The sequence below is a fragment of the Arthrobacter sp. A2-55 genome (assembly GCF_025548615.1).
GTDB classification, from domain to species: Bacteria; Actinomycetota; Actinomycetes; order Actinomycetales; family Micrococcaceae; genus Specibacter; species Specibacter silviterrae.
Window position 1 is genome coordinate 92,166 of record NZ_JAJLOZ010000004.1, and the last position, 24,257, is coordinate 116,422.

Here is a 24,257-nt window from a genome sequence, read left to right on the forward strand (position 1 = left end):
GCCGCCCTTTGCCCGTTAACGCCCTACTATTGATATGTCCTGCAGGCCCGACGTAATGAAAGAACCATGAGCGAGAACTCCCAGCAGCACCCTTCCAGCGGCCCTGAAGACGCAACCGACCAGGTCGCGGCGGGGCGGCCACCTCTCCGCTGGGGCTTCCTGTGGACCTGGCTGGGCTTTGCCGCCCTTGCCTATGTTTGCGACCAGCTGACCAAGCTGTGGGTCACCTCGACCATGGTGGAGGGCCAAACCACCCCTGTCATCCCCGGCGTGCTGCAGTGGTATTTCATAAAGAATTCAGGGGCCGCCTTTTCCATCGGCGAGGGCTTCACCTGGTTCTTTACCCTCGTCATGGCCGCAGTCGCCGTGTTCATCGTGGTTCTGGCCCGTCGCATCGGTTCGGCGTGGTGGGCCATCGGCCTGGGTCTGTTGCTTGGCGGCGCCTTGGGCAACCTGACAGACCGACTGTTCCGTCCGCCGTCGTTCGGCATGGGCCACGTGGTCGACTTCATTTCCTTCCCGCACTTTGCCATTTTCAACATGGCGGACATGGGTGTGGTGGGGGGAGTCATCACCATTTGCCTGCTGACCTTGATCGGTGTGCCGCTGGGCGGACGTGCGGCTGTGGCAGCGGCCAAGGCCAAGGCCGCAGCGGATGCCGCCAAAGCCGAGGAGGCCGGCCCCGAGGTGGAACGGGGGGAGTCTTCTGATGACTGAGACGTTTACCGTGCCCGAGGAAGCTGCCGGGATGCGCGTTGACGCGGCGCTGGCACAGCTGTTGGGCATCTCCCGGTCGGCGGCCGCCCTGCTGTGCTCGGAAGGAAATGTGCGTCAGGACGGCGCGGTCGTTGGCAAGTCGGAGAAGTTCCGTGCAGGCGCCAGCGTCCAGGTGACCATTCCGGAACGGCCGGACCCTTTGGCCGTAGTGGTGGAGCCGGTGGATGGATTGAACATCCTGTTGGACGACGACGACTTTGTGGTCGTCGACAAGCCTGTTGGCGTGGCTGCGCACCCCTCGCCGGGCTGGGTGGGACCCACAGTGGTGGGCGGACTTGCCGCGGCGGGTTTCCGGATTTCCACCTCCGGCGCGCAGGAACGCGTGGGCATTGTCCACCGGCTCGACGTCGGCACCTCGGGTGCCATGGTGGTTGCCAAGACGGAACATGCGTACACGGTCCTCAAGCAGGCATTCCGGGACCGCACCGTGGAGAAGATTTACCATGCCGTGGTTCAGGGACTTCCCGATCCGCTGCAGGGCACCATTGACGCACCCATCGGCCGCCACCCCGGCTACGACTGGCGTTTCGCCGTCATCGAGGACGGGCGCCCGTCCGTCACGCACTATGAGGTGCTCGAGGCGTTCGGGAAGGCCTCGCTGCTGGAAATCCACCTTGAAACAGGGCGCACCCACCAGATCCGCGTGCACTTTTCCGCCTTGCGGCACCCGTGTGCAGGGGACCTGACCTACGGTGCGGACCCAAAGCTGGCTGCTGAACTGGGCTTGACGCGCCAGTGGCTGCATGCCCATAAGCTTGGCTTCACCCACCCTTCAACGGGGGAGCGGGTGGACGTGACCAGCCCGTATCCGCAGGACCTGGAATATGCCCTGAAGGCTCTGCGGGGCTAACCCTCCCGACCCCACTGACGCTCCATCACCTTTCGTGGCCTCCCGGTTGACGCTCCATCACCTTCCGGGGAATTCCGGTTGACGCTCCATCACCTTCCGGGGATTTCCGGCCGGAGTGATTTATGTGGGGATCGGGTTTATCGGTTGCGGACTTTGCTGTGGGGCAAAACCCAATCCGAGTTCCGCCCCGGGTGCACCGGGGGCAGAACCCGGCTTGAGTTTTGCCCCAGCGGGAAGTGCCGCTGAGCGCAAGTGGGAGGCCCGGACACCCCGGCGGCCGGATGAGGGGCCAAGGGCACCGGCGAATGTTGGTCCCGCACCTCCCCGGGTGTACACTCCGAACCCTCCGTGCTGCAGGACCGGAGGGAAAAGGTGTCTCGGTTGGAACCGGGCGTCGAGAACCGCATTGTAGAAAGTGGTGCCGCGTCCCGGAAATATACGCAAGAAGTGGTGCGGCGTCGGGGATGATGCTGTCAGAAGTGGGGCGTAGCTGCCGAGGGATGCGGACATGTGTGTCTCGCTGCTACGGGGCGTTTTCGTGGAGGTGTCCGGAACGAGCGAGCGTTTCGCGGAGGTGCTGCGGGCCCGGCGCCACTGCCGTTTGCTCGGGCAAAGCCGGGCCTTTGGCACGTAGGATGGTGGGGTGGCTTCCTCATCAAATGACAGTTTTGTCCATCTTCACACTCATACCGAGTACTCCATGCTTGACGGCGCCGCACGCCTGACGGAACTCTTCGATGAGACCAACCGGCTGGGCATGCCGGCGCTGGCCACCACAGACCACGGCTATTTGTTCGGTGCCTTTGACTTCTGGAAAAAGGCCACCGATGCCGGGGTGAAGCCCATTATCGGCGTCGAAGCGTACGTCACGCCGGGCACCGCACGCACGGACAAGACCCGCGTGAAATGGCGCACGGATGAGAGCCAAAGGGGCGACGACGTTTCCGGCGGCGGTGCCTACACACACATGACGCTGCTCAGCTACAACAACCAGGGCATGCGCAACTTGTTCCGGGCCTCCTCGCTGGCGTCCCTTGACTCGGTGTTCGGCAAGTATCCCCGCTTGGACCGTGAACTGCTCAACGAATACCACCCTGGCCTCATTGCCACCACCGGCTGCCCCTCCGGCGAAGTCCAGACCAAGCTGCGCCTGGGCCAGTACAACGAGGCCAAGGCCGCGGCTGCCGAGTTCCAGGACATTTTCGGTGCGGAAAATTATTTCTGTGAGCTCATGGACCACGGCCTGGACATTGAGCGGCGGGTAACGAAGGATCTCCTGCGACTGGCCGATGAACTGAACATTCCGCTCGTCGCCACAAACGACCTCCACTACACGCATGAACACGACGCCAAGGCCCATGAGGCCCTGCTTGCCCTGCAGTCCGGCTCCACCCTGCTCGAACCCACCTACGACCAGGGCGGTTCCCGCTTCGCCTTCAACGGCAGCGGCTACTACCTGAAGTCGCCAGCGGAAATGCGAGCCCTGTTTTCCGAGCTTCCCGAAGCCTGCGACAACACGCTGCTGATCGCCGAGCGGTGCGAAGTTTCCTTCAACACCGACGCCAATTACATGCCGAAGTTCCCCTGCCCGCCTGGCGACGACGAGACGTCGTGGTTGGTGAAGGAAGTGGATGCCGGGCTGAAATACCGCTATCCGCAGGGCATTCCAGACGATGTGCGGGCGCGGGCGGACTACGAGCTGGAAGTCATCATCAAGATGGGCTTCCCCGGCTATTTCCTGGTGGTGGCCGACTTCATCAACTGGTCCAAGGACCACGGCATCCGCGTGGGCCCCGGCCGTGGCTCCGGTGCCGGCTCCATGGTGGCCTATGCCATGCGCATCACCGACCTGGACCCGCTGCAGCACGGGCTGATCTTTGAGCGGTTCCTCAACCCCGAGCGCGTGTCCATGCCTGACTTTGACGTGGACTTTGATGATAGGCGCCGGCACGAGGTCATCAAGTACGTGACCGAAAAGTACGGTGACGAGCGTGTGGCCATGATTGTCACCTACGGCAGCATCAAGTCCAAGCAGGCCCTGAAGGACTCCTCCAGGGTCCTGGGCTACCCGTTCAGCATGGGCGAACAGCTCACCAAGGCCCTGCCGCCCGCCGTCATGGCCAAGGACATCCCGCTGCACGACATCGAGGACCCCCAGTCAAAGCGCTACGGTGAGGCCGGGGACTTCCGCCAACTCCTGCAAACCGACCCGGAAGCTGCCAAGGTCTTTGAAACCGCCAAGGGCCTGGAAGGGCTCAAGCGCCAATGGGGCGTCCACGCAGCCGGCGTGATCATGAGCTCGGACCCGATCATCGACGTGGTGCCCATCATGCGGCGCTTCCAGGACGGGCAGGTCATCACACAGTTTGACTACCCGACGGCCGAGGGCCTGGGCCTGATCAAAATGGACTTTCTGGGGTTGCGAAACCTCACCATCATCACCGACGCCCTGGAGAACATCAAGGCCAACCAGGACTTTGAGCTGGACCTCGAACACCTGGCCCTTGACGACCACGAATCCTATGAGCTGATGGCGCGCGGGGACACCCTGGGCGTTTTCCAGCTCGACGGCGGCCCCATGCGCGGGCTGCTCAAGCTCATGCGCCCGGACAACTTTGAGGACATTTCCGCAGTCCTGGCCCTGTACCGGCCCGGGCCCATGGGTGCTGATTCCCACACGAACTATGCATTGCGAAAAAACGGCCTGCAACCCATCACGCCCATCCACCCGGAGCTGGAGGAGCCGCTTGCCGAGATCCTGGGCGGCACCTACGGGCTGATCGTGTACCAAGAGCAGGTGATGTCCATTGCCCAGAAGCTGGCGGGCTATTCGCTGGGCCGAGCCGACATCCTGCGCCGCGCCATGGGCAAGAAGAAAAAGTCCGAGCTGGACAAGCAGTATGCCGGCTTCCACCAGGGCATGCTCGACAACGGCTACTCCGATGCAGCCGTCACCACGCTCTGGGACATCCTGCTCCCGTTCTCCGACTATGCGTTCAACAAGGCGCATTCAGCCGCCTACGGCGTGGTCAGCTACTGGACGGCATACCTCAAGGCCCACTATCCGGCCGAATACATGGCCGCCCTGCTGACAAGTGTCGGCGACGACAAGGACAAGTCCGCCCTCTACCTCAACGAATGCCGGCACATGGGCATCACCGTGCTGGCCCCGGACGTCAACGAATCCTCGCTGAACTTCACCCCTGTCGGCAGGGACATCAGATTCGGCATGGGCGCCGTCCGCAACGTGGGCGCCAATGTGGTCAACGCACTGGTGGAGGCCCGGGCGGAAAAGGGCAGCTTTGAAAGCTTCTCAGACTTCCTGATGAAGGTGCCCGCCGTCGTCTGCAACAAGCGCACCATTGAGTCCCTCATCAAGTCCGGTGCCTTCGACTCCCTGGGCCACCCCCGCCGCGCCCTGGCCATGATCCATGAAGAGGCCATCGACTCGGTCATCACGCTCAAGCGCAATGAGGCCGTGGGCCAGTTTGACCTCTTTGCCGGGCTCGGCGGCGACGATGAGCCCGAGTCCGCCCTGGTCACGGACATCCCGGACCTGCCCGAGTGGGAGAAAAAGGACAAGCTCGCCTTTGAACGGGACATGCTGGGGCTGTACGTTTCGGACCACCCCCTGCAGGGCCTGGAGGGAATCCTGAGCCAAAATGCGGACATGTCCATCACCCAGGTGCTGGCCGACGACGGCCCGGCGGACGGCCACATCATCACCATTTCAGGCATGATCACCAGCCTGCAGCGCCGCATTGCCAAGAGCAGCGGCAATCCTTATGCCCGCTGCGAGGTGGAGGACCTGGGCGGCTCCGTGGAGGTCATGTTCTTCGGCCAGGTATATGGGCCCATCGCAACAATCCTGGCCGAGGACCTGATCGTGGTCATCAAGGGCCGGCTGCAAAAGCGCGACGACGGCGCCATCACACTCAATGCCATGGAACTTTCCGTCCCGGATCTGAGCGAGGGCATGGCCGGCCCCCTGGTCATCTCCATGCCCGAGCACAAGGCCACCGAACCCGTGCTGCTGGCCCTCAAGGACGTGCTCGGCAACCACCGCGGCAACACCGAGGTGAAAATGCATTTGAGCGGCCGCCGCACCTTGAAGGTCATGAAGCTGCCGCTGCATCACCGGGTCAATCCGACTCCGGCACTTTTTGGCGACCTCAAGGTGTTGCTCGGCCCCACCTGCCTGGAGTCCTGAGCCGTGACGTTCGTCGGTGGTGCCTGGCTGCGCTGGTTCGCCTTCTCCGCGCTGGCGGGTATCGGCCTGGGCGCCCTGTGGTGGCTGGCCGCCCCGGGCGGCGCCGTCTACGGCGACGTACGGGACTACAACACGTGGCTGGGCCGGGACCTGGTGCTGGGCGTGCTGGCCGTTGCCGGCGGGCTGGCCTCCGCCTGCCTCCTGGTCGGGGCGGGGCGGCGCCGCGGTGCCGTGTCCACGGCACACTTTGCCGCCGTCATTCTCGGCGCCCTCCTTGGCTCTGTGCTGGCATGGCGCACGGGCGTATTTGCCGGTGACTTGTTCCACGTTCCGCCGGCCAACATGGCCAGCCCCAGCATGGTGTTCTCCCTGCGGGTGCCTTCCATCCTGCTGCTGTGGCCACTGGCCTGCGCGGCCACCGTGTTCGTGTGGACAACGGTGAACTACGCCATAGTCCCGAGCCCGCAGGAGGCACGCGCCACAGCCGGTAAACTTGAGCTGTGAGCAACCCTGATTCTGCCGTGTCCACCACTTCCGCCATTCCCACTCCGGCCCCGGCCGGGACTGCGCACTTCACCTTCGGGCGCACCGACCTCCGCGGGCTGAACCTTTCGCTGGCCGAACTCAAGCGTGCAGTTCCCCGCACGGCTGCCGAAACGCTCACCACGGCCGAGGACGCGGTGCGGGGCATCATTGCCGACGTCCGGGCGCGTGGCTTTGCCGCACTTTCAGAACTGGCCCAAAAGTTCGACGGCGTGGCCCAGGACCACCCCCGGGTCCCGGCCGCGGCGCTTGAGCAGGCGCTGGCACAGCTTGACCCCGCCGTGCGTGCCGCGCTGGAGGAATCAATCCGCCGCGCCAAGGCGTTTGCCGCCGCGCAGCGCCCGGCCAATGTGGACCTGCCGATTGCAGACGGCGCCGTGGTGTCCCAACACTGGATTCCCGTGCGCAGGGTGGGCCTGTACGTTCCCGGCGGGCTGGCGGCGTACCCGTCGTCGGTCATCATGAACGTGGTGCCCGCACTCGCCGCCGGGGTGGGCCAAGTGGCGCTGGCTTCGCCACCGCAAAAGGAAAACGGCGGACTGCCGGACCTGACGGTGCTGGCAGCCGCGGCCCTGCTGGGCATTGACGAGGTGTACGCCATGGGCGGCGCGCAGGCGATTGCCGCCTTTGCCTACGGCATACCGGCAGAAACCTCCGCGGCGGACAACGCAGGGTCCCTTGAGCCGGTTGACGTGGTCACGGGCCCCGGGAACATTTTCGTGGCCACCGCCAAGCGCCTGGTCAAGGGTGTGGTGGGCATTGACGCCGAGGCCGGAGCCACGGAGATCGCGGTGCTGGCGGACCACACCGCCAACCCGGTATTCGTCGCGGCGGACCTCATCAGCCAGGCCGAACACGATCCCAACGCCGCGTCGGTGCTGGTGACGACATCGCCGGAGCTGGCCGCCGCCGTCGAACGTGAACTGGCCGTCCAGGTTGCCGCGACAGCGCACCGCGAACGCGTCGAGGCGGCGCTGTCGGGCCCGCAGTCCGGCACGGTGCTGGTGAGCGACGTGGCGCAAGGAATTGCCGTGTGCAACGCCTACGCCGCCGAACATTTGGAGGTGGTCACGGAGGACGCTGCCGCCGTCGCCGCGCAAATCACCAACGCAGGGGCCATCTTTGTGGGCGACTACAGTCCCGTGAGCCTCGGTGACTACTGTGCTGGGTCCAACCACGTGCTTCCCACCAGCGGCACGGCCGCATTTTCCTCCGGGCTGAACGTGACCACGTTCCTGCGCGCCGTGCAGCTGATCAACTACGACAAGGCGGCCTTGTCCACGGTGGCCGGCCACGTGGTGACACTGTCGGCGGCGGAAGGGCTGCCGGCCCACGGTGACGCCGTGGCCATTCGTTTCCGCTGACACCACCCCTTGACGGGTGTGCATCCCGGTGGTACCTACATGATTGTCGTTTGGGAAAATGAACCCATAGACTGGTGAAAACCGCTGCTCGAAGGGACCTGGATGTACTGCCCGTTTTGCCGTAATCCCGACTCGCGCGTGGTGGACTCGCGCCTGTCCGACGACGGCTCCTCCATCCGCCGCCGGCGCCAGTGCACCGAATGCGGGCGCCGGTTCAGTACGGTGGAAACGGCCAGCCTTTCCGTCAGCAAACGCTCAGGCGTGGTGGAGCCCTTCAGCCGCAGCAAGGTGATCAGCGGCGTGCGGAAGGCGTGCCAGGGGCGCCCCGTGACCGACGATGACCTGGCGAAGCTCGCGCAGGAGGTCGAGGAGTCCATCCGGGCCAGCGGCGCCGCCGAAATTGACGCGAATGACGTCGGCCTGGCCATTTTGGAACCCCTCCGGCGCCTGGACCTGGTCGCGTACCTGCGCTTCGCCAGCGTTTACCAGGCTTTTGAGTCGCTCGAGGACTTTGAGAAGTCGATCAAGGAACTGCGCCGCGCCCGGAAGGCTATTTCGTAATCTTGAAGTGGACGGCTGCCTGAAGGGCGCCGCCCACAATGCCGGCGTTGTTGGCCAATTCGGCGGGGATGATCTTGGTGCGCAACTTCAGCTGCGGCAGGTAGTCCTCGCTGCGCTTGGAAATGCCGCCGCCAATGATGAACAGCTCGGGGGAGAAGAGGAACTCCACGTGCGAGAAGTAGCGCTGCAGCCGCACGGCGTACTCGTCCCAGCTGAGATTGTCGCGTTCGCGGGCGCTGGCTGAGGCCTTGGATTCGGCGTCGACTCCGTCAATTTCCAGATGGCCCAATTCCGCGTTGGGGATCAGCTTGCCGTCATGGATGAAGGCCGAGCCGATGCCCGTGCCGAGGGTGATGACCAGGACAGTGCCCTTCACGCCCTTGCCGGCGCCGTAGCGGGCTTCGGCCAGGCCGGCCGCGTCGGCGTCGTTCATGACCTGGACGTCGCGGCCCAGCTCCTCGGAAAAGATCTTGTCCACGTCCGCGTCGATCCAGGACTTGTCCACATTTGCGGCGGAGCGGGCCACGCCGTGGCTGATGATGGCCGGGAAGGTGATGCCCACGGGGGCGTCCTTGGCCGGCGCGTGGTCGCGTGTCATGAGTTCATCCACGATGGCCTTGACTACCTTGGCCACGGCCTGCGGGGTGGAAGGCTGGGGCGTGTCGATCCGGTAGCGCTCGCCCAGCAGTTCGCCCGTCTCCAGGTGGACGATCCCGCCCTTGATGCCGGTGCCGCCAATGTCGAGGCCGATGACGGTTTGCGAGTGCGAGTGCTTCTTGGACATGCGTGGCTCCAGGGGTAGTTTCGGTCTGTCAGGGGCTGTCAAAAAGGTGGGCGCGGGCCCTACGGGAGGGTGAGTACCTCGGCCCCGGTGGCCGTGACCACCAGGGTGTGCTCAAATTGTGCGGTGCGTTTGCGGTCGCGGGTTACCACAGTCCAGTCGTCGTCCCACATGTCCCACTCAATGCCGCCCAGCGTGAGCATTGGTTCGATCGTAAACACCATGCCCTCCTGGATCACAGTGTTGTATGCCGGTGCGGCGTCATAATGCGGAATAATCAAGCCGGTGTGGAACGCCTCGCCCACCCCGTGCCCCGTAAAGTCCCGGACCACCCCGTAGCCGAAGCGCTTGGCGTAGGCGGAGATGGTGCGGCCGATGACATTGATTTCCCGGCCCGGCGCCACTGCCCGGATGGCCCGGTTCAGCGACTCCTGCGTGCGGTCCACCAGCAGGCGCGATTCCTCGTCAACGTCGCCCACCGTGAAGGTCCAGTTGGTGTCGCCGTGGACACCGTTCTTGTAGGCGGTGATGTCAATGTTGATAATGTCCCCGTCCCGGACCACGGTGGAATCGGGGATGCCGTGGCAGATGACTTCATTGAGCGAGGAGCACAGTGACTTCGGAAAGCCGCGGTACCCCAGCGTGGAGGGATAGGCCTGGTGGTCCAGTAGGAACTCGTGCCCCACCCGGTCCAGCTGGTCCGTGGTGACGCCGGGAGCAATGTGCTTGCCCACCTCCACAATGGCCTGCGCGGCGATCTTGGAGGAGATTCGGATCTTCTCGAGTGTTTCAGCGCTTTTCACTTCGGACCCCTTGAAGGGGGCCGGCCCGGCCTTGCCCACATATTCGGGGCGGGGAATGGCGGCCGGCACGGCCAGCATGGCGCTTACAGTGCCGGGAACCAGGGTGCCGATGGGGGCTGTGGAAACAGTGGAAGACATGCCTTCATCCTATAAGTTATTTGCTGCGGGGCCGTGGCGGTGCGGCCTATGATGGCAACAACCGCCACGGACCCACGGAGGAAAGATGCCCCAATATTGGTACAACGTCAACACCCGCCAGGTGGAAATGGACGCCCAGTCCGGCTGGAAGGAGCTGATCGGGCCCTATAACACCCGCGAGGAAGCCGAAGCCGCCCTTGCAAGGGTCCATGAGCGCAATGAAAATTGGGAGGCCCAAGACGACCAGGACTGAGGCCTTAGGGCAGGCCTAGAAGGTGTGCTCGGGGCCCGGGAACACGCCGGAGCGGACTTCGGCCCCGTATTCCCGTGCGGCGTCGGCGAGAACCGTGCGCAACTGGGCGTACTGCTTGACGAACTTGGCCATTTTGCCGGTCCGCAGCCCTGCCATGTCCTGCCACACCAGCACCTGTCCCGTGGTGGAGTTCCCGGCGCCGATGCCCACGGTGGGGACGTCGATGGCGGCGTCGATGGCGGCGGCCGCGGCCGCGGGCACCATTTCCATCAGCACGCAGAAGGCTCCGGCACCCGCCAGCGCGACGGCGTCGTCCATCATGCCCTGTGCCGCATCGCCGCGGCCCTGGACCCGGTAGCCGCCCAGCACGTGCTCGCTCTGCGGGGTGAATCCGATGTGCGCCATGACTGGGATGCCGGCCTGGGTCAGTGCCCGGACGGTGGGCGCGTAATACGCTCCGCCTTCCATCTTGACCGCGTGGACCAGCCCTTCCTTCATGAGGCGCACCGAGGAAGCGATGGCCTGCTCGGGAGACTGCTCGTAACTGCCAAACGGCAGGTCGGCCACGACCAGGGCACGCTTGGCGCCGGCCGTGACGGCGCGGCAGAAGATGATCATCTCATCGAGTGTGATGGGCAGGGACGTTTCATTGCCCAAGACATTGTTGGAGGCGGAGTCACCCACCAGGAGCACTTCGATTCCCGCCTCGTCAAAGATCTGGGCGGTGTACTGGTCGTAGGCCGTCAGCATGGCAAACTTTTGGCCGTTGAGCTTGGCGGCCTGCAGGTGGTGGGTGCGGACCCGCGCCGTGGTGGACGGAATGCCTGAACCGTAGGGGGCCGCTACCTCTGCGGAAACGCTTTGTGCAGGCGCCGGGCTGCCGGGCGCGGCGGAGTCAGGGATGCTGTTGGTTGCCATGCGTAGAGCTTATTACGTCCCGGGCCGGAAAATCGTCAATCCGGGATTCAAGTCCTTAGTAGAGTGGTGTTTGCGGGCACGAAGGTGGCAGCCAGTGTCTTTAATTTGGGGTGCCCGCAACGATGTTTGAGCGAGCCGTACCGTCAACGGAAAAGGGGCCCACAGTGGACCGTCAGCAGGAGTTTGTGTTGCGCACCATCGAGGAGCGCGACGTGCGCTTTGTCCGCCTCTGGTTCACCGACGTGGTGGGCAGCCTCAAGTCGGTGGCGCTGGCCCCGGCCGAGGTGGAGGGCGCCTTTGAGGAGGGCCTGGGGTTTGACGGCTCCGCCATCGAGGGGCTGGCACGGGTGTTCGAGTCCGACATGCTGGCCCAGCCCGATCCGTCCACGTTCCAGATCCTTCCCTGGCGCGGCAAGACCGAACAAACGTCACGCATGTTTTGCGATGTCCTGACGCCCGACGGCGAACCGTCCGCGGCGGACCCGCGCAATGTCCTCAAGCGCACCCTTGCCAAGGCGGCGGACATGGGTTTTACGTGCTACACGCACCCTGAGATTGAGTTCTACCTGCTCAAAAGCGACAAGCCCGGCCCCGACGGCATCCCCATCCCGGTGGACCAGGCGGGCTACTTTGACCACGTGCCCGGGGGAGTGGCGCAGGACTTCCGCCGCACGGCCGTGACCATGCTCGAGGACGTGGGCATTTCCGTGGAGTTCAGCCACCATGAGGGCGGGCCGGGCCAAAACGAAATTGACCTGCGCTATGCCGACGCCCTCCAGACTGCAGACAACATCATGACGTTCCGGACGGTGATCCGCGAGGTGGCGATCCAGCAGGGCACATATGCCACCTTCATGCCCAAGCCGTTTTCCGAGCACCCGGGCTCCGGCATGCACACGCATTTTTCCCTGTTCGAGGGCGACACGAATGCCTTCCATGAGCCCGGTGCCGAGTACCAGCTGTCCAGGACCGCGCGCCAATTCATGGCCGGAATCCTCAAGCACGCACCGGAATTCACGGCCGTCACCAACCAGTTTGTGAATTCCTACAAGCGGCTGTGGGGCGGGGGAGAGGCGCCCAGCTACCTGTCCTGGGGCCACAACAACCGTTCTGCTCTCATGCGGGTGCCTCTCTACAAGCCCGGCAAGGGGCAGGCGGCCCGCCTGGAATACCGGGGCATCGATTCCGCCGCGAACCCTTACCTGGCCTATGCCGTGCTGCTCGGTGCCGGCTTGAAAGGGATCGAGGAAGGCTACGAGCTGCCCCCGGCCGCCGTGGAGGACATTGGCGCGCTCAGCAGTGCCGAGCGCCGGGCGCTGGGACACGAGCCGCTACCGTCGAGCCTGCACGACGCCGTGCGCCAAATGGAGGAATCCGAACTCATGCCAGAAATCCTGGGCGAGCAGGTGTTTGAGCACTTCCTGCGCAACAAGCGCGACGAATGGCAGGAATACCGGCTCCAGGTCACGCCCTACGAAATCAACCGCTACCTGGGGGTGCTCTAACGCCTGCCATGAGCTCCCTGACCCGCACCCTGATCACGCTGGGCTTTTCCGACCTGGAGAAAAGTGAAAGGTTTCTCGGCTTCCGGGAGCTGGCGGACCTTGACCAGGGGGAGCTGCTGCAGTCCCTGAAGTTGGCCAATGATCCGGACCTGGCCGTGCAGTCGCTGGTGCGCCTGCTCAGCGCCGTCCCTGCCGTGTATGGAAAGCTGTCCGTCCCCGAGCGGGAGACGGGCCGCCAGGTCCCCAACGAGGCACTTTTCCGGCTGTTGGGCGCCTCCGAAGCCCTGGTGGAGTTCCTGATCCGGCATCCCGAACACGTGGACGTCCTGGACACCTTCCCGTCGCCGGAGCCCGTGGCAGCCGATGCCGGAGCACTGCGGGACTCGCTGCTGGCAGCGGTGGGTGCGGAACCGGCGTCGGCCATTCCCGTAGCGGCGTTGACAGGCACACCGGCGCGGATCGCCCTGCGCACCCGCTACCGGCGGCACCTGGCGGAACTGGCCATCAGGGACCTGTGCGCGGCCTCGCCCCAGGACGTCATGCCGCTGGTGGGGGCCGAGCTCGCTGACCTCGCGGCGGCGGCACTGGACGCGGCGCTTGCCGTGGCCCGGGCCGAGGTGGCGGGCCTGTTTTCCTTCGATGAGGTGGCTGCCGTCAAGCTGGCCGTCATCGGCATGGGCAAGTGCGGTGCCCGGGAGCTGAACTACATTTCCGACGTCGACGTCATGTACGTCATGGAGGCCGACGGCGGCGGGCTGGATGAGTCCCGCGCCGTCGCCGTGGGCAATGCCTTGGCATCAGCGGCGGCCCAGGCCATTTACGCCCCGGAACGCGAGCCCGGGCTGTGGGAGGTCGATGCCAACCTGCGCCCCGAGGGCAAGGACGGGCCGTTGGTGCGCACGCTGGAGTCCTTCCTCAGCTATTACCAGCGCTGGGCTCATGACTGGGAGTTCCAGGCGCTCTTGAAGGCGCGGGCCATTGCAGGCGACCGTGCGCTGGGGCTCCGCTTTGAGCAGGCCGTGTCGCCGCTGATCTGGACGTCGTCGGAACGGGAGGGCTTTGTAGCCTCCGTTCAGGCCATGCGCCGGCGCGTCACGGCAAACATCCGCGACTCGGAGGCCGGGAGGCAGCTCAAGCTGGGCAAGGGCGGCCTGCGGGACGTGGAATTCACGGTGCAGCTCCTGCAGCTGGTCCATGCCAAGAATGACGAATCGATCAGGGTCAAGGCCACCACTGCCGCCATCGACGCACTCATGCGCGCCGGCTACATTGGCCGCACCGATGCCGCCCACCTGGACCAGTCCTACCGCTACCTTCGCGTCCTGGAACACCGGATCCAGCTTGTCCACATGCGCCGCACCCATCTCATGCCGCGGGCCCCGGAACAGCTGCGGGCCCTGGCCCGTGCGGCGGCGGGCCCCCTCAGCCTCAAGCGCCCCACGGCCGAAACGCTGCTGGAGGACTGGGGCCGCGTCAAGCGCGAGGTCAGGGCCCTGCACGAACGAATTTTCTACCGGCCCATACTTGTCACTGCCGCCCATCTCAGTGCCGACGACGTGGCACTGACCACGGATGCTGCCAGGGCCAGGCTGGCCGCGCTTGGCTACCGGGACACGGCCGGTGCCCAGCGCCACATTGAAGCCCTGACCGCCGGGGTCAGCCGGAGGGCGGCCCTGCAGCGCCAGCTGCTGCCCGTGCTCCTGGGCTGGCTGGCCGACGGCGTCGACCCGGACGCCGGGCTGCTCGCCTTCCGCCGAGTCAGTGAGGCCCTGGGCACCTCCCACTGGTACCTGGGCATGCTGCGCGACCACCAGGCCGCGGCCGAGCGGCTGTGCCACGTTCTCTCCAGCTCCCGGCTGGTGACCGACCTGCTGGAGGTTTCCCCGGAGGCCACCGCCTGGTTTGGCAACGACAAGGAACTGGTTCCCTTGACGTTTGCGGCACAGTGGGCGGAAATCCAGTCCAAGATGTCCCGCCACCCCGAGCCGGCTGGCGCGATCCGGCTGATCCGGCTCAACCGCCAGCGGGAAATCCTGCGCATTGCCATAGCCGACTGTTCCGGGCTCCTTGCCCAGGACCAGGTGTCGGCTGCCCTGAGCGACGTGGACCGGGCCACGGTCCTGGGCGCGTTGATGGTGGCCGAGGCGGACGTCTATGCCGGGGAGCCGCCCCTGGTCCATGTGCTGGTGGTGGCCATGGGCCGCCAGGGCGGGCGAGAGATCGGCTACGGTTCCGACGCCGACGTCCTGTTTGTCCAGCAACTTGTGCCGGGAACGGCCGGCGCCGCCGTTGAAGGGCCTGCGCAGCAGCAGGCGAAAGCCATTGTGTCCAAGGTGATGTCCCTGCTGACCCAGCCTCTCAAGCCGGCAATCCAGGCCGAACGTGTGCTCAGCATTGACGCCGATCTCCGGCCGGAGGGGAAAAACGGCCCCCTGGTCCGGTCCCTCGACGCGTACCGCGAATACTATTCCCGGTGGTCCTCTGCATGGGAGGCGCAGGCCTTGCTGAGGGCACTGCCCATGGCCGGATTCGACGGACTGGCCGCGGAGTTTGTGGCGATGGCCGATCCCGTGCGGTATCCGGCTGTGCTGGCCGAAGCCGACCAGCGCGAGATCAAGCGGATCAAGGCCCGCATGGAGTCGGAGAGGCTGCCCCGCGGGGCCGACCCGGCACGGCACGTAAAGTTGGGCCGCGGCGGGCTGAGCGACGTGGAATGGCTTGTCCAGTTGTGGCAGCTCAAACACGCGCACCTCCACGCGGGGCTTCGCACCACCTCAACCTTGGCGGCATTGCACGCCGCGCGCGGCCTTGACCTTGTCGGGGAAGGCGACGCTGAACTGCTTGAGGCCGCCTGGCGGCTGGCGGGCAAGGTCCGCAACGCCAACGTCATCTGGACGGGGAAGCCCTCGGACCTGCTTCCTTCGGCCCGGCGGGATCTGGAAGCGGTGGCGCGCTGGTGCGGCTACGAACCCGGGCAGGCCGCAGCGTTCGAAGAGGATTACCTGGGGCTGACCCGCAAGGCACGGGCAGTGTTTGAACGGCTGTTCTACGGGTAAACAGCAGCCGCCGCGTGCATGTTTGCAACATTTGTGGCGTGAAACAGTGGACTTTGGCACCCTACTGGGGCAAGACTGGAAGAACTGGTGCTAGGTCCTGGGATTTGTTATGGAATCCACGCACTGTCTCACTGCAGTTTTTGGGACCTGAAACTGCTGCTGTCCTGACCTCCCGGGGGGAATTTCATCATGCAGAACCAACACACGCAAAGACGCCGTAGAACGGGCCTGATTGCCGGACTCGGCGCCCTCTTCACCGCTTTTGCCATGTTCCTCGGCTTGGGGGCCGCCGCTGCCGCACCGGCACCGCAAGGCTTGTGGATTTGGCCCAATGCCCAGGAAGCCGCGCAGGCGCCGGCCGCGCAGGTCTCGCCGGCAGGGCTCTGGATTTGGCCGAATGCGGTTCACTCCGCGCAGGTCTCGCCGGCCGGGCTCTGGATTTGGCCGAACGCTGTCCAGTCCGCGCAGGTCTCGCCGGCAGGGCTCTGGATTTGGCCGAATGCGGTTCACTCCGCGCAGGTCTCGCCGGCCGGGCTGTGGATTTGGCCGAATGCGGTTCACTCCGCGCAGGTCTCGCCGGCCGGGCTGTGGATTTGGCCGAACGCGGTTCACTCCGCGCAGGCTACTCCTGCCGGGCTCTGGATTTGGCCTTTCTCGACCGGTGCCACGACGATCGGAAAAGCGTAGCGACAACAGCCCGGAACGGCGAAGGGGCCGCCTTCCCCCACTGCGGTGCCATACAAATGGCCGGCCACATCCATGGCCGGCCATTTCGCTGTGCAAAGTCAGCCGGGGCGGGGCCTTTCCCTTTGGGTGGCCATTGTCACTGAGCACAATTTTGCAGCTTAATTCTTGTCCATTGACCTAAGCCCCTGCGCTGCACATCACACTAAGCTGGGAAGCAGGCGCCGCACACCAACGGCACCGAAAAGTTGACTTGACCTCATAAGCCGTCCCATCGCCGCTCGACTCCACGGGAAATTGGCCACGGGGCTGCCCTGGTGGTAATCCACCGGGGGCCTCGATCCAATGACAAGTTCATGCAGTTGCCCGCACCACAGGGTGTCCGCCACGGTCCGAAGGGGCTGGGCGCCCTGCCCGGAGTCAAAGGAGACCCCGCAGTGTCACATACATTAGCTTCCCGCCCCAGCCGCGTTGGCGTGAACGGATCCGCTGGCCTGCGCCAGGGCAGGGACCAGTCCGGGACTGCCATCGTGGAGCCGGCGCCACAGCCGGAAACCTTCATGGCCCAGCCGGCGGCGGAGCAACTCCCCGCCGATGCCTTGTGCGATGACCAGTGCCCCTACTGCTGGGGCCCTGAAACCGACTGACTCCGGGTGCCTCAGTGCCGTCGCCGTGTGCGCGGCCCTGGGGACTCATTCAGGGGTGCCGCAATGGCTGCAATCCACCCCGCAACCCGAGATACGCATAGACTCTACCTTTGTCACCTGCGCTGCCTTCCGGCCGGCGCATCCGGTGATGGCCTTTGCTGCGCCCAAAGCCGGGCGCAGCTGGACCCGTCAGGGGTGCGGTCGCCGCAGGCGCGGGAGCCGCAGACAAAAAATTAAGGATGGTTGGAAGACCTTGAACATATACCGATTGGCCACCAGACGGGGCCGGGCGGCGCTGGGCGCAACCCTGACCGTCATGGCGCTCTTGCTCGGTGCCGGTTCGGCCTCGGCCGCCGTCATGCCCGCAGCCCTGCACCAGGGCCTCGCGCCGGCGGCAGTGGGGGCAGTGGCGCCGGCAGCAGCCAGTGATGCCAAGGGCAAGACCTTTGCCATTGCCACAGACACCACCTTTGCCCCCTTTGAGTTCCGCAACGGCAGCGGCGACCTGGTCGGCATCGACATGGACCTGTTGCGCGCCATCGCCGACAATCAGGGCTTCAAGGTCGACATCAAGTCCCTTGGCTTCGACGCCGCCCTGCAGGCCCTGCAGTCGAACCAGGTCCAGGGCGTCATTGCCGGCATGTCCATCACGGACAAGCGCAAGCTCATCTTTGATTTCTCCAACCCGTACTTCGATTCCGGCGTGCAGATGGCCGTGGCCAAGAGCAACGATGCCATCAAGACCTATGCGGACCTGAAAGGCAAAACGGTTGCCGTCAAGCGCGGCAGTGAAGGCGAAACGTTTGCCAACTCCATCAAGGACAAATACGGCTTCACTGTCAAGGCACTGGCTGATTCCGCGACCATGTACGACGACGTCAAGGCCGGGAACTCCGTGGCGGTTTTTGACGACTACCCCGTGCTGGCCTACGGCGTCAGCCAAAACAACGGCCTGAAGATTGTCACGCCCAAGGAACAGGGCAGCTCCTACGGCTTTGCCGTGAACAAGGGCCAGAATGCCGATCTCCTCGCGGCCTTCGACGCCGGCCTGGCGAACCTTAAAGCCAGCGGCCAGTACCAAAAAATTCTCGACAAGTACCTGGCTGCACCCGAGACCGCCAAGCAGACAAGCTTCTTCGAACTGCTCGCGAACAGCTTCCCGGCGTTGATGAAGGGCCTCGGCATGACGCTGCTGGCCACGGCACTTTCGCTGATCATTGCCCTGGTGCTTGGCATTGTGTTTGGCTTCCTGAAGGTCTCCGAAAGCCGCGTGCTTCGCATCATTGCCAGCATCTATGTTGAAATCTTCCGCGGCACCCCACTGCTGGTTCAGGCGTTCTTCTTCTACTTCGGCCTGCCCCAGCTCACGGGCCGGCCGCTGGACGTGCTCACGGCCGGTGTCATCACACTGAGCCTGAACGCCGGTGCCTACATGACCGAGATCGTCCGCGGCGGCATCCAGTCCGTGGACCCTGGCCAGCTGGAGGCCAGCCGCAGCCTGGGGCTGGGCTACGTCACCTCCATGCGCCGCGTGGTGGTGCCGCAGGCTGTCAAGATCATGACGCCGTCGTTCATCAACCAGTTCGTGATCACGTTGAAGGACACGTCCCTGCTCGCCGTCATCGGCTTCGCGGAACTGACCTACCAGGGCCAGCAGATTTACGCATCCAACTTCCGCACCGGTGAGACGCTGCTGATCGTGGCGGCCCTGTATTTCATCGTCATCTTCATCTTGACCCAGCTTTCCAACGCCCTGGACAGGAAGTTCAACAAATGACAGCCACCCCAGCAGCAGCGGGCGCCAAGATCAGCGTCCGGAACTTGAAGAAGTCCTTTGGCTCCAATGAGGTCCTCAAGGGCCTTGAGGTTGACATTGCCGAGGGCGAGGTGGTCTGTGTCATTGGCCCCTCGGGCTCCGGCAAGTCCACGTTCCTGCGTTGCCTGAACAAGCTTGAGGACATCACGGGCGGCACGGTCACGGTGGACGGCTACGACCTCACGGACCCCAAGGTGGACCTCAACGCCGTCCGCCAGCACATCGGCATGGTCTTCCAGCACTTCAATCTTTTCCCGCACATGAGCGTCATCCAAAACATCATGCTGGCCCCTGTCGAACTGAAGAAGCTCGACAGGGCCGGCGCCCGTGCCAAGGGCATGGAACTGTTGAAGCGTGTAGGCCTGTCTGAGAAGGCCGATGCCCGCCCGGCGTCGCTCTCCGGCGGCCAGAAGCAGCGCGTGGCCATTGCCCGGGCGCTGGCAATGAATCCCGGCATCATGCTCTTCGATGAGGCAACCAGCGCCCTTGACCCCGAAATGGTGGGTGAAGTGCTCCAGGTGATCCGCGACCTCGCGGCCGAGGGCATGACCATGGTGGTTGTCACGCACGAGATGGGCTTTGCCCGCGAGGTTGCCGACAGGGTCATCTTCATGGACGCCGGCGTGATCTGCGAGGAAGGCACCCCGGAGGCCATCTTCGGCAACGCCCAGCAGCCGCGCCTGCAGGACTTTCTGGCCAAGGTCCTTTGACCCCGAACGGGTGGCCGGCCGCCACGGCCACCCGTTCCGTTTCTTTATGTTGCGCCGTGGTTCAAGAACCGACGGCGGCACCCACCATTGAAGGGCTTGGCATGGACGTGCAGGGGATCGTGGAGGACATCGTCAGCGAGGTCCAGCCGCTGCTGGGACTGGGCGCCGTCGCGTCGTACATTCCGAGCCTGGGGGACGTTCCGGCGGAGAATTTCGGCGTGTGCGTGGCCATGTCAGACGGGCCGGTCTACGGAGCAGGCCAGTGGCAGCAGCCGTTTTCCATCCAGAGCATCTCCAAGGTGTATTCGCTCGCCCTGGTCATGTCCTACGACTACGACTCCATTTGGAAGCGCGTGTTCCGGGAACCCTCGGGCACGCCGTTCAATTCCATGGTGCAGCTGGAAGCCGACAACGGCATCCCGCGAAACCCGTTCATCAACGCCGGTGCCCTGGTGGTCACGGACAGGCTCCTGACCCTGACCGGCGACGCCGCCGGTGCGGTCCGCGGGCTGTTGCGCTCGGAGTCCGGCAACCAGGAACTTGACTTCGACGCCGCCGTTGCTGCCTCGGAAGCGGAGCACGGGCACAGGAACTCAGCCATGGCCCATCTCCTGGCCAGCTATGGGAACCTGGAGAACCCCGTGGACCTGGTCTTGGAAAACTATTTCAAGCAGTGCGCCCTGAGGATGTCGTGCGAGGACCTCGCGCTGGCTTCGAGGTTTTTGGCCCGCCACGGCGTCTCTGCCGGGGGCACTCCGTTCCTGACGCCCAACCAGGCCAAGAGGGTCAACGCCGTGATGCTGACCTGCGGAACCTATGACGCCGCCGGGGAGTTTGCCTACCGTGTGGGCCTGCCCGGCAAAAGCGGGGTGGGCGGGGGCATCGTGGCCATCGTGCCGGGCCGTTGCTCCGTGGCCGTCTGGGGGCCGTCCCTGGGACCCAACGGCAACTCCGTGGCGGGCATCGCTGCCTTGGACGCGTTCACCACACGTACCGGCTGGTCCATCTTCTAGCCGACCAGGGCCGCCCCGGCTCAAGGCGCGGCGGGCTTGAGTTCCTGGGCGAACATCAACAGGATTCCACTGGGGCCGTGCAGGTAGGTGAGCTTGTAGATGTCCTGGTAGGTGGCCACCCCGCGGAGCGGGTGGTACCCGTGTTTCGCGGCGATCTCCAGGGCGTCGTCGATGTCGTCGACGGAGAAAGCCACCCGGTGCATGCCAATTTCGTTCGGCAGTGTTGGGTCCGTCTCGATCGCGTCCGGGTGGATGTACTCAAAGAATTCCAGGCGGCCCAGGCCGTCGGGTGTTTGGAGCACCGCGATTTTGGCGTGGTTCCCGTCCAGGCCGACGGCGGTGTCGGCCCACCCGCCGCTGATGGTGTCGCGGCCGAGCACCGTGAGGCCGAGATCCGTGAAGAAGGCGATGGCAGCTTCGATGTCACGGACGGCGATGCCGACGTTGTCGATTTTGATGGCCATCAGCCTTGCGCCCGGACCTTGTTGATGGGCCCGCCGGCCGCCAGGGGAGTCATGAGGCTCAGGTTACCCCTCGGACAGCTGCCATTGCCATCCTTTGGCAGGAACGACGACGCCGGCACCTGGGCGGGTCGAAAAACCCGCCCAGGCGCCGGCGTCGTTGGTCAAACCGGCTTAGCAGCCGTAGTAAAGCTCAAACTCATAGGGGTTCGGGCGGAGCTGCAGGGGCTTGATCTCGTTTTCACGCTTGTAGTCGATCCAGGTGTCGATGAGGTCCTGGGTGAAAACGCCGCCGGCCTGCAGGAACTCGTTGTCGTTCTCCAGGGCGGTCAGGGCGGCCTCGAGCGACTCGGGGGCCTTGGGGATGTCCTTGGCCTCTTCCGGGGGGAGCTCGTAGAGGTCCTTGTCGATCGGGGTGGGGGGTTCGATCCGGTTCTTGATTCCGTCCAGGCCCGCCATCAGCTGGGCGGAGAACGCCAGGTAGGGGTTGGAGGAGGGGTCCGGTGCGCGGAACTCGAGCCGCTTGGCCTTCGGGTTGGAGCCGGTGATCGGGATGCGGATGCCCGCGGAACGGTTGCCCTGCGAGTACACCATGTTCACGGGCGCCTCGAAGCCCTTGACCAGGCGGCGGTAGGAATTCACTGTCGGGTTGGTGAACGCCAGCACGGCGTCGGCGTGCTTGAGCAGGCCGCCAATGTACCAGCGGGCCACGTCGGACAGGCCGGCGTATCCCTTTTCGTCGTAGAACAGCGGCGCGCCGTTGCTCCACAGGGACTGGTGGCAGTGCATGCCCGAGCCGTTGTCGCCAAAGACAGGCTTGGGCATGAACGTGACGGACTTGCCCCAGGCCCAGGCGGTGTTCTTGATGACGTACTTGAATTTTTGCAGGTCGTCTGCCGCGTGCACCAGCGTGTTGAAGGTGTAGTTGATTTCAGCCTGGCCGGCTGCGCCCACCTCATGGTGCGATCGTTCGACCGCGAGGCCGGCGCTGTCCAGCTCGATGCACATGGCGTCGCGCAGGTCGGCCTGGTGGTCAACCGGGGCCACGGGGAAGTAGCCGCCCTTGACGGGGGTCTTGTAGCCGAGGTTGCCGCCCTCTTCCTTGCGGCCCGTGTTCCAGTTGGCCTCTTCGGAGTCCACCTTGTAGAAGGATCCCTTGGGGGAGGATTCAAACTGCACGTTGTCAAAAACGAAGAATTCGGCTTCGGCGCCAAAGAACGCCGTGTCGGCAATGCCCGTCGACGCCAGGTAGGCCTCGGCCTTTTCGGCCACGCCGCGCGGGTCGCGGTGGTAGGGGTCGCCGGTGCGGGGGTTCACGATGGAAAAGTTCAGCGCGAGGGTCTTTTCCAGGCGGAACGTGTCAATGAAGGCGGTGGTGGGGTCCGGGATCAGCTGCATGTCCGATTCAGCGATGCCCTGGAAGCCCCGGATGGAGGAGCCGTCAAAGAGCTGGCCGTTGACGAAGAACTCGGCGTCAACCGTCTTGGCCGGGACATTGAAGTGCTGCTGCACGCCTGGCAGGTCGGTGAATCGGATATCGACGAATTTCACATCTTCGTCTTTGATGAACTTGAGGACTTCGTCCGCGTTCTTGAACATCTAGGCTCCTTGGCGCATTGGGGTTCCGGCCGGCTCGGTTCCGGCCATTCGTGCATCTGCAACTGAATACAGACTATGGCGGTGCCATTACTCAACAATGTCAGAAATGTTTCCGGCACGTTACAGCCGCTGCCAAATACCGGCATGGCTGAACTTTCGCCCTCCGCCGGTAAGCTGGGGGCGTGGTAGATCGTAAAGACATCGGGTCCTGGCTCAGCGGGCCGGACACCTCCAATATATCCAAATACCCTGGCGAACGGCTGGGACTGCCCGAAACCGGCCACGGTTCCATGGCGCGCGCAGGCCGGCGGATCCTGGCCATCTGCATTGACTGGGCCCTGAGCTACCTCATCGCAGCCGCCTTTTTCCACTCCGACTCCCTCGCCATTCTGGCCGTTTTCGCGGTGGAACAGATGGTGCTGGTGGGCACGCTGGGCTACAGCATCGGCCACCGGGTCATGGGCATTCAGGTGACAAGGCTCGACGGCGGCCCTGCCGGCCTCCTCGCAGGCGTGGTCCGCGCCGTCCTGGTGTGCCTGGTCATCCCGGCCGTGATTGCCGATGCCGACCACCGCGGCCTCCACGACCGCGCCATGAAAACCATGCTGGTCCGCCGCTAAAAGCAGGAAGGCCCCGCTCCAACGTCCGGATGGATGTGGGAGCGGGGCCTGCACGAAGCGTTCCTGCCGCAGGAGACTAGCGGCCTCGTGACGCCTTGCGGTCGGGTCGCGCCTTGTAGGGATCGATGCCCTTGGGGATCGGCAGCTTGTTGCCCATGGAGGAAATGCGCTTGTTGACGGCGCTGACCTCGACCTTGGTCAGCTCTCCCTTGAGCTTGTTCATCTTCTTTGTCACCTTGGCGATCGGGACCTGGCCTTCACCCTTGCCCGTTTCGATGATGGTCACCGTGACATTGGGGAGGATCCGACCCAGGCGGCGTCGTTCGGCGTCAACCAGGCCCTTGACCCGGGTGGAGGGACCCTCGGTGATCAGCACAATCCCTGCCTTGCCGATGGCGCGGAACACCACGTCCTGGGTGCGCGGGTTGACGGCTGCGGGCTGCTCGTCAAAGATCCAGCCCTTTTTCAGCGAGCTCAAGGCGGCACCGGCGGCGCCGGGCTTGCCCTCAATTTGTGCATAGGCCGCCCGCTCCGCACGCCGGGACATGATCAGCAGGGCAGCCAGCAGGCCCAGAGGCAGTCCGACCAGCAGGCCGTTGATCCACGAGTGCGGGGGAATCAGCAGCGAGACCACCAGCGAGAGCAGAATGAGGCCCAGAAAGGAGCCAAGCATGAGCCATGTGACCATGGGGTCGTGGCGGCGGGTCATCTTGTAGATGTCCACCATTTGCTTGATCCGGCCGGGCTTCTTGGCCTTCTTCTTGGCGCCGTCCTTGGGCGTGCGGCTGAAGAGGGAGCGCTTCGGTTTGTCAGCGGCGGTGTGTGCGGAGTCAGGGGTTTTGGCCATAGTGATTCAATTCTAGCGGGTGTTGGGCGTGGTGGGTGCGCAAAGGATCCGCCGGTGCCCTGGCGGGTGCGCGGCGGATCCTTTGGGTGCGTGGTGGTTAG

General features: G+C 64.7%; 21 protein-coding genes. 15 read left to right on the forward strand and 6 right to left on the reverse strand.

Annotated elements, in window-relative coordinates; genetic code table 11:
- Positions 1 to 66 precede the first annotated feature (66 nt).
- The 6 genes from lspA to nrdR all read left to right on the forward strand — a co-directional run bounded on the left by lspA (position 67) and on the right by nrdR (position 8,305).
- Positions 67 to 717 carry a signal peptidase II gene (gene lspA, locus LPN03_RS02345; RefSeq protein ID WP_262452947.1) on the forward strand — a complete coding sequence of 217 codons (651 nt, stop codon included), beginning with the start codon at positions 67 to 69 and terminating at the stop codon, positions 715 to 717.
- Positions 710 to 1,627 carry an RluA family pseudouridine synthase gene (locus tag LPN03_RS02350; RefSeq protein WP_262452949.1) on the forward strand — a complete coding sequence of 306 codons (918 nt, stop codon included), beginning with the start codon at positions 710 to 712 and terminating at the stop codon, positions 1,625 to 1,627. Before lspA ends, LPN03_RS02350 begins: the two co-directional genes overlap by 8 nt.
- Before the next feature lie 700 nt (positions 1,628 to 2,327).
- The gene (gene dnaE / locus LPN03_RS02355) at positions 2,328 to 5,837 is read left to right on the forward strand and encodes a DNA polymerase III subunit alpha (protein WP_410468550.1); all 3,510 of its coding nucleotides are present in this window, start codon (positions 2,328 to 2,330) and stop codon (positions 5,835 to 5,837) included.
- 3 nt (positions 5,838 to 5,840) lie between these two features.
- A complete protein-coding gene (locus tag LPN03_RS02360; protein ID WP_262452952.1) occupies positions 5,841 to 6,341 on the forward strand; it encodes a hypothetical protein in 501 nt (166 codons plus the stop codon).
- Entirely contained in the window at positions 6,338 to 7,744 is a 1,407-nt protein-coding gene (gene hisD / locus LPN03_RS02365) for a histidinol dehydrogenase (protein ID WP_410468548.1), read from the forward strand. Before LPN03_RS02360 ends, hisD begins: the two co-directional genes overlap by 4 nt.
- Before the next feature lie 102 nt (positions 7,745 to 7,846).
- The gene (nrdR, locus tag LPN03_RS02370) at positions 7,847 to 8,305 is read left to right on the forward strand and encodes a transcriptional regulator NrdR (RefSeq protein ID WP_165181206.1); all 459 of its coding nucleotides are present in this window, start codon (positions 7,847 to 7,849) and stop codon (positions 8,303 to 8,305) included.
- Here the strand turns inward: nrdR and ppgK are convergent.
- Both ppgK and map read right to left on the reverse strand, forming a co-directional pair.
- Positions 8,295 to 9,089 (reverse strand): polyphosphate--glucose phosphotransferase, encoded by a 795-nt coding sequence (gene ppgK, locus LPN03_RS02375; RefSeq protein ID WP_165181205.1) that lies wholly within the window; start codon positions 9,087 to 9,089, stop codon positions 8,295 to 8,297. The genes nrdR and ppgK overlap by 11 nt on opposite strands.
- A 59-nt stretch (positions 9,090 to 9,148) precedes the next feature.
- Complete coding sequence (map, locus tag LPN03_RS02380) at positions 9,149 to 10,027, reverse strand: type I methionyl aminopeptidase (RefSeq protein WP_262452955.1); 879 nt, start codon at positions 10,025 to 10,027, stop codon at positions 9,149 to 9,151.
- Positions 10,028 to 10,112: 85 nt separating this feature from the next.
- On the opposite strand from map, the gene LPN03_RS02385 reads away from it, so the two are divergent.
- Positions 10,113 to 10,280, forward strand: coding sequence for an SPOR domain-containing protein (locus LPN03_RS02385; protein ID WP_165181203.1), 168 nt, complete (start codon positions 10,113 to 10,115; stop codon positions 10,278 to 10,280).
- A gap of 15 nt (positions 10,281 to 10,295) precedes the next feature.
- Here the strand turns inward: LPN03_RS02385 and panB are convergent, their stop codons facing one another.
- The gene (gene panB / locus LPN03_RS02390) at positions 10,296 to 11,198 is read right to left on the reverse strand and encodes a 3-methyl-2-oxobutanoate hydroxymethyltransferase (RefSeq protein WP_165181202.1); all 903 of its coding nucleotides are present in this window, start codon (positions 11,196 to 11,198) and stop codon (positions 10,296 to 10,298) included.
- A 164-nt stretch (positions 11,199 to 11,362) separates the two neighbouring features.
- On the opposite strand from panB, the gene LPN03_RS02395 reads away from it, so the two are divergent.
- The 7 genes from LPN03_RS02395 (at position 11,363) to LPN03_RS02425 (ending at position 20,629) form a co-directional block, all read left to right on the forward strand.
- Positions 11,363 to 12,703, forward strand: coding sequence for a glutamine synthetase family protein (locus LPN03_RS02395; protein WP_165181201.1), 1,341 nt, complete (start codon positions 11,363 to 11,365; stop codon positions 12,701 to 12,703).
- A gap of 8 nt (positions 12,704 to 12,711) precedes the next feature.
- A complete protein-coding gene (locus LPN03_RS02400) occupies positions 12,712 to 15,759 on the forward strand; it encodes a bifunctional [glutamine synthetase] adenylyltransferase/[glutamine synthetase]-adenylyl-L-tyrosine phosphorylase (protein ID WP_262452957.1) in 3,048 nt (1,015 codons plus the stop codon).
- A 189-nt stretch (positions 15,760 to 15,948) separates the two neighbouring features.
- Positions 15,949 to 16,446 (forward strand): hypothetical protein, encoded by a 498-nt coding sequence (locus LPN03_RS02405; protein ID WP_262452959.1) that lies wholly within the window; start codon positions 15,949 to 15,951, stop codon positions 16,444 to 16,446.
- Positions 16,447 to 16,880: 434 nt separating this feature from the next.
- Positions 16,881 to 17,090: a hypothetical protein gene (locus LPN03_RS02410; RefSeq protein WP_165181198.1), complete on the forward strand. Its 210-nt coding sequence runs from the start codon at positions 16,881 to 16,883 to the stop codon at positions 17,088 to 17,090.
- 358 nt (positions 17,091 to 17,448) lie between these two features.
- Complete coding sequence (locus tag LPN03_RS02415; protein ID WP_165181298.1) at positions 17,449 to 18,867, forward strand: amino acid ABC transporter substrate-binding protein/permease; 1,419 nt, start codon at positions 17,449 to 17,451, stop codon at positions 18,865 to 18,867.
- Positions 18,864 to 19,616 (forward strand): amino acid ABC transporter ATP-binding protein, encoded by a 753-nt coding sequence (locus LPN03_RS02420; RefSeq protein WP_165181197.1) that lies wholly within the window; start codon positions 18,864 to 18,866, stop codon positions 19,614 to 19,616. The genes LPN03_RS02415 and LPN03_RS02420 overlap by 4 nt, the downstream gene beginning before the upstream one ends.
- Positions 19,617 to 19,717: 101 nt before the next feature.
- On the forward strand, positions 19,718 to 20,629 hold the full coding sequence (locus LPN03_RS02425; RefSeq protein ID WP_165181297.1) for a glutaminase: 912 nt from the start codon (positions 19,718 to 19,720) through the stop codon (positions 20,627 to 20,629).
- 20 nt (positions 20,630 to 20,649) lie between these two features.
- Here the strand turns inward: LPN03_RS02425 and LPN03_RS02430 are convergent, their stop codons facing one another.
- Positions 20,650 to 21,093, reverse strand: a complete 444-nt coding sequence (locus LPN03_RS02430) for a VOC family protein (protein ID WP_165181196.1) — start codon at positions 21,091 to 21,093, stop codon at positions 20,650 to 20,652.
- A 171-nt stretch (positions 21,094 to 21,264) separates the two neighbouring features.
- Positions 21,265 to 22,689: a type I glutamate--ammonia ligase gene (glnA, locus tag LPN03_RS02435; protein ID WP_165181195.1), complete on the reverse strand. Its 1,425-nt coding sequence runs from the start codon at positions 22,687 to 22,689 to the stop codon at positions 21,265 to 21,267.
- A 182-nt stretch (positions 22,690 to 22,871) separates the two neighbouring features.
- Here glnA and LPN03_RS02440 point away from each other — a divergent pair, with 182 nt between their 5' ends.
- Entirely contained in the window at positions 22,872 to 23,309 is a 438-nt protein-coding gene (locus LPN03_RS02440; RefSeq protein ID WP_165181194.1) for an RDD family protein, read from the forward strand.
- 76 nt (positions 23,310 to 23,385) lie between these two features.
- On the opposite strand, the gene LPN03_RS02445 is transcribed toward LPN03_RS02440, so the two are convergent.
- On the reverse strand, positions 23,386 to 24,156 hold the full coding sequence (locus LPN03_RS02445; protein WP_262452964.1) for a DUF4191 domain-containing protein: 771 nt from the start codon (positions 24,154 to 24,156) through the stop codon (positions 23,386 to 23,388).
- Positions 24,157 to 24,257: the final 101 nt, after the last annotated feature.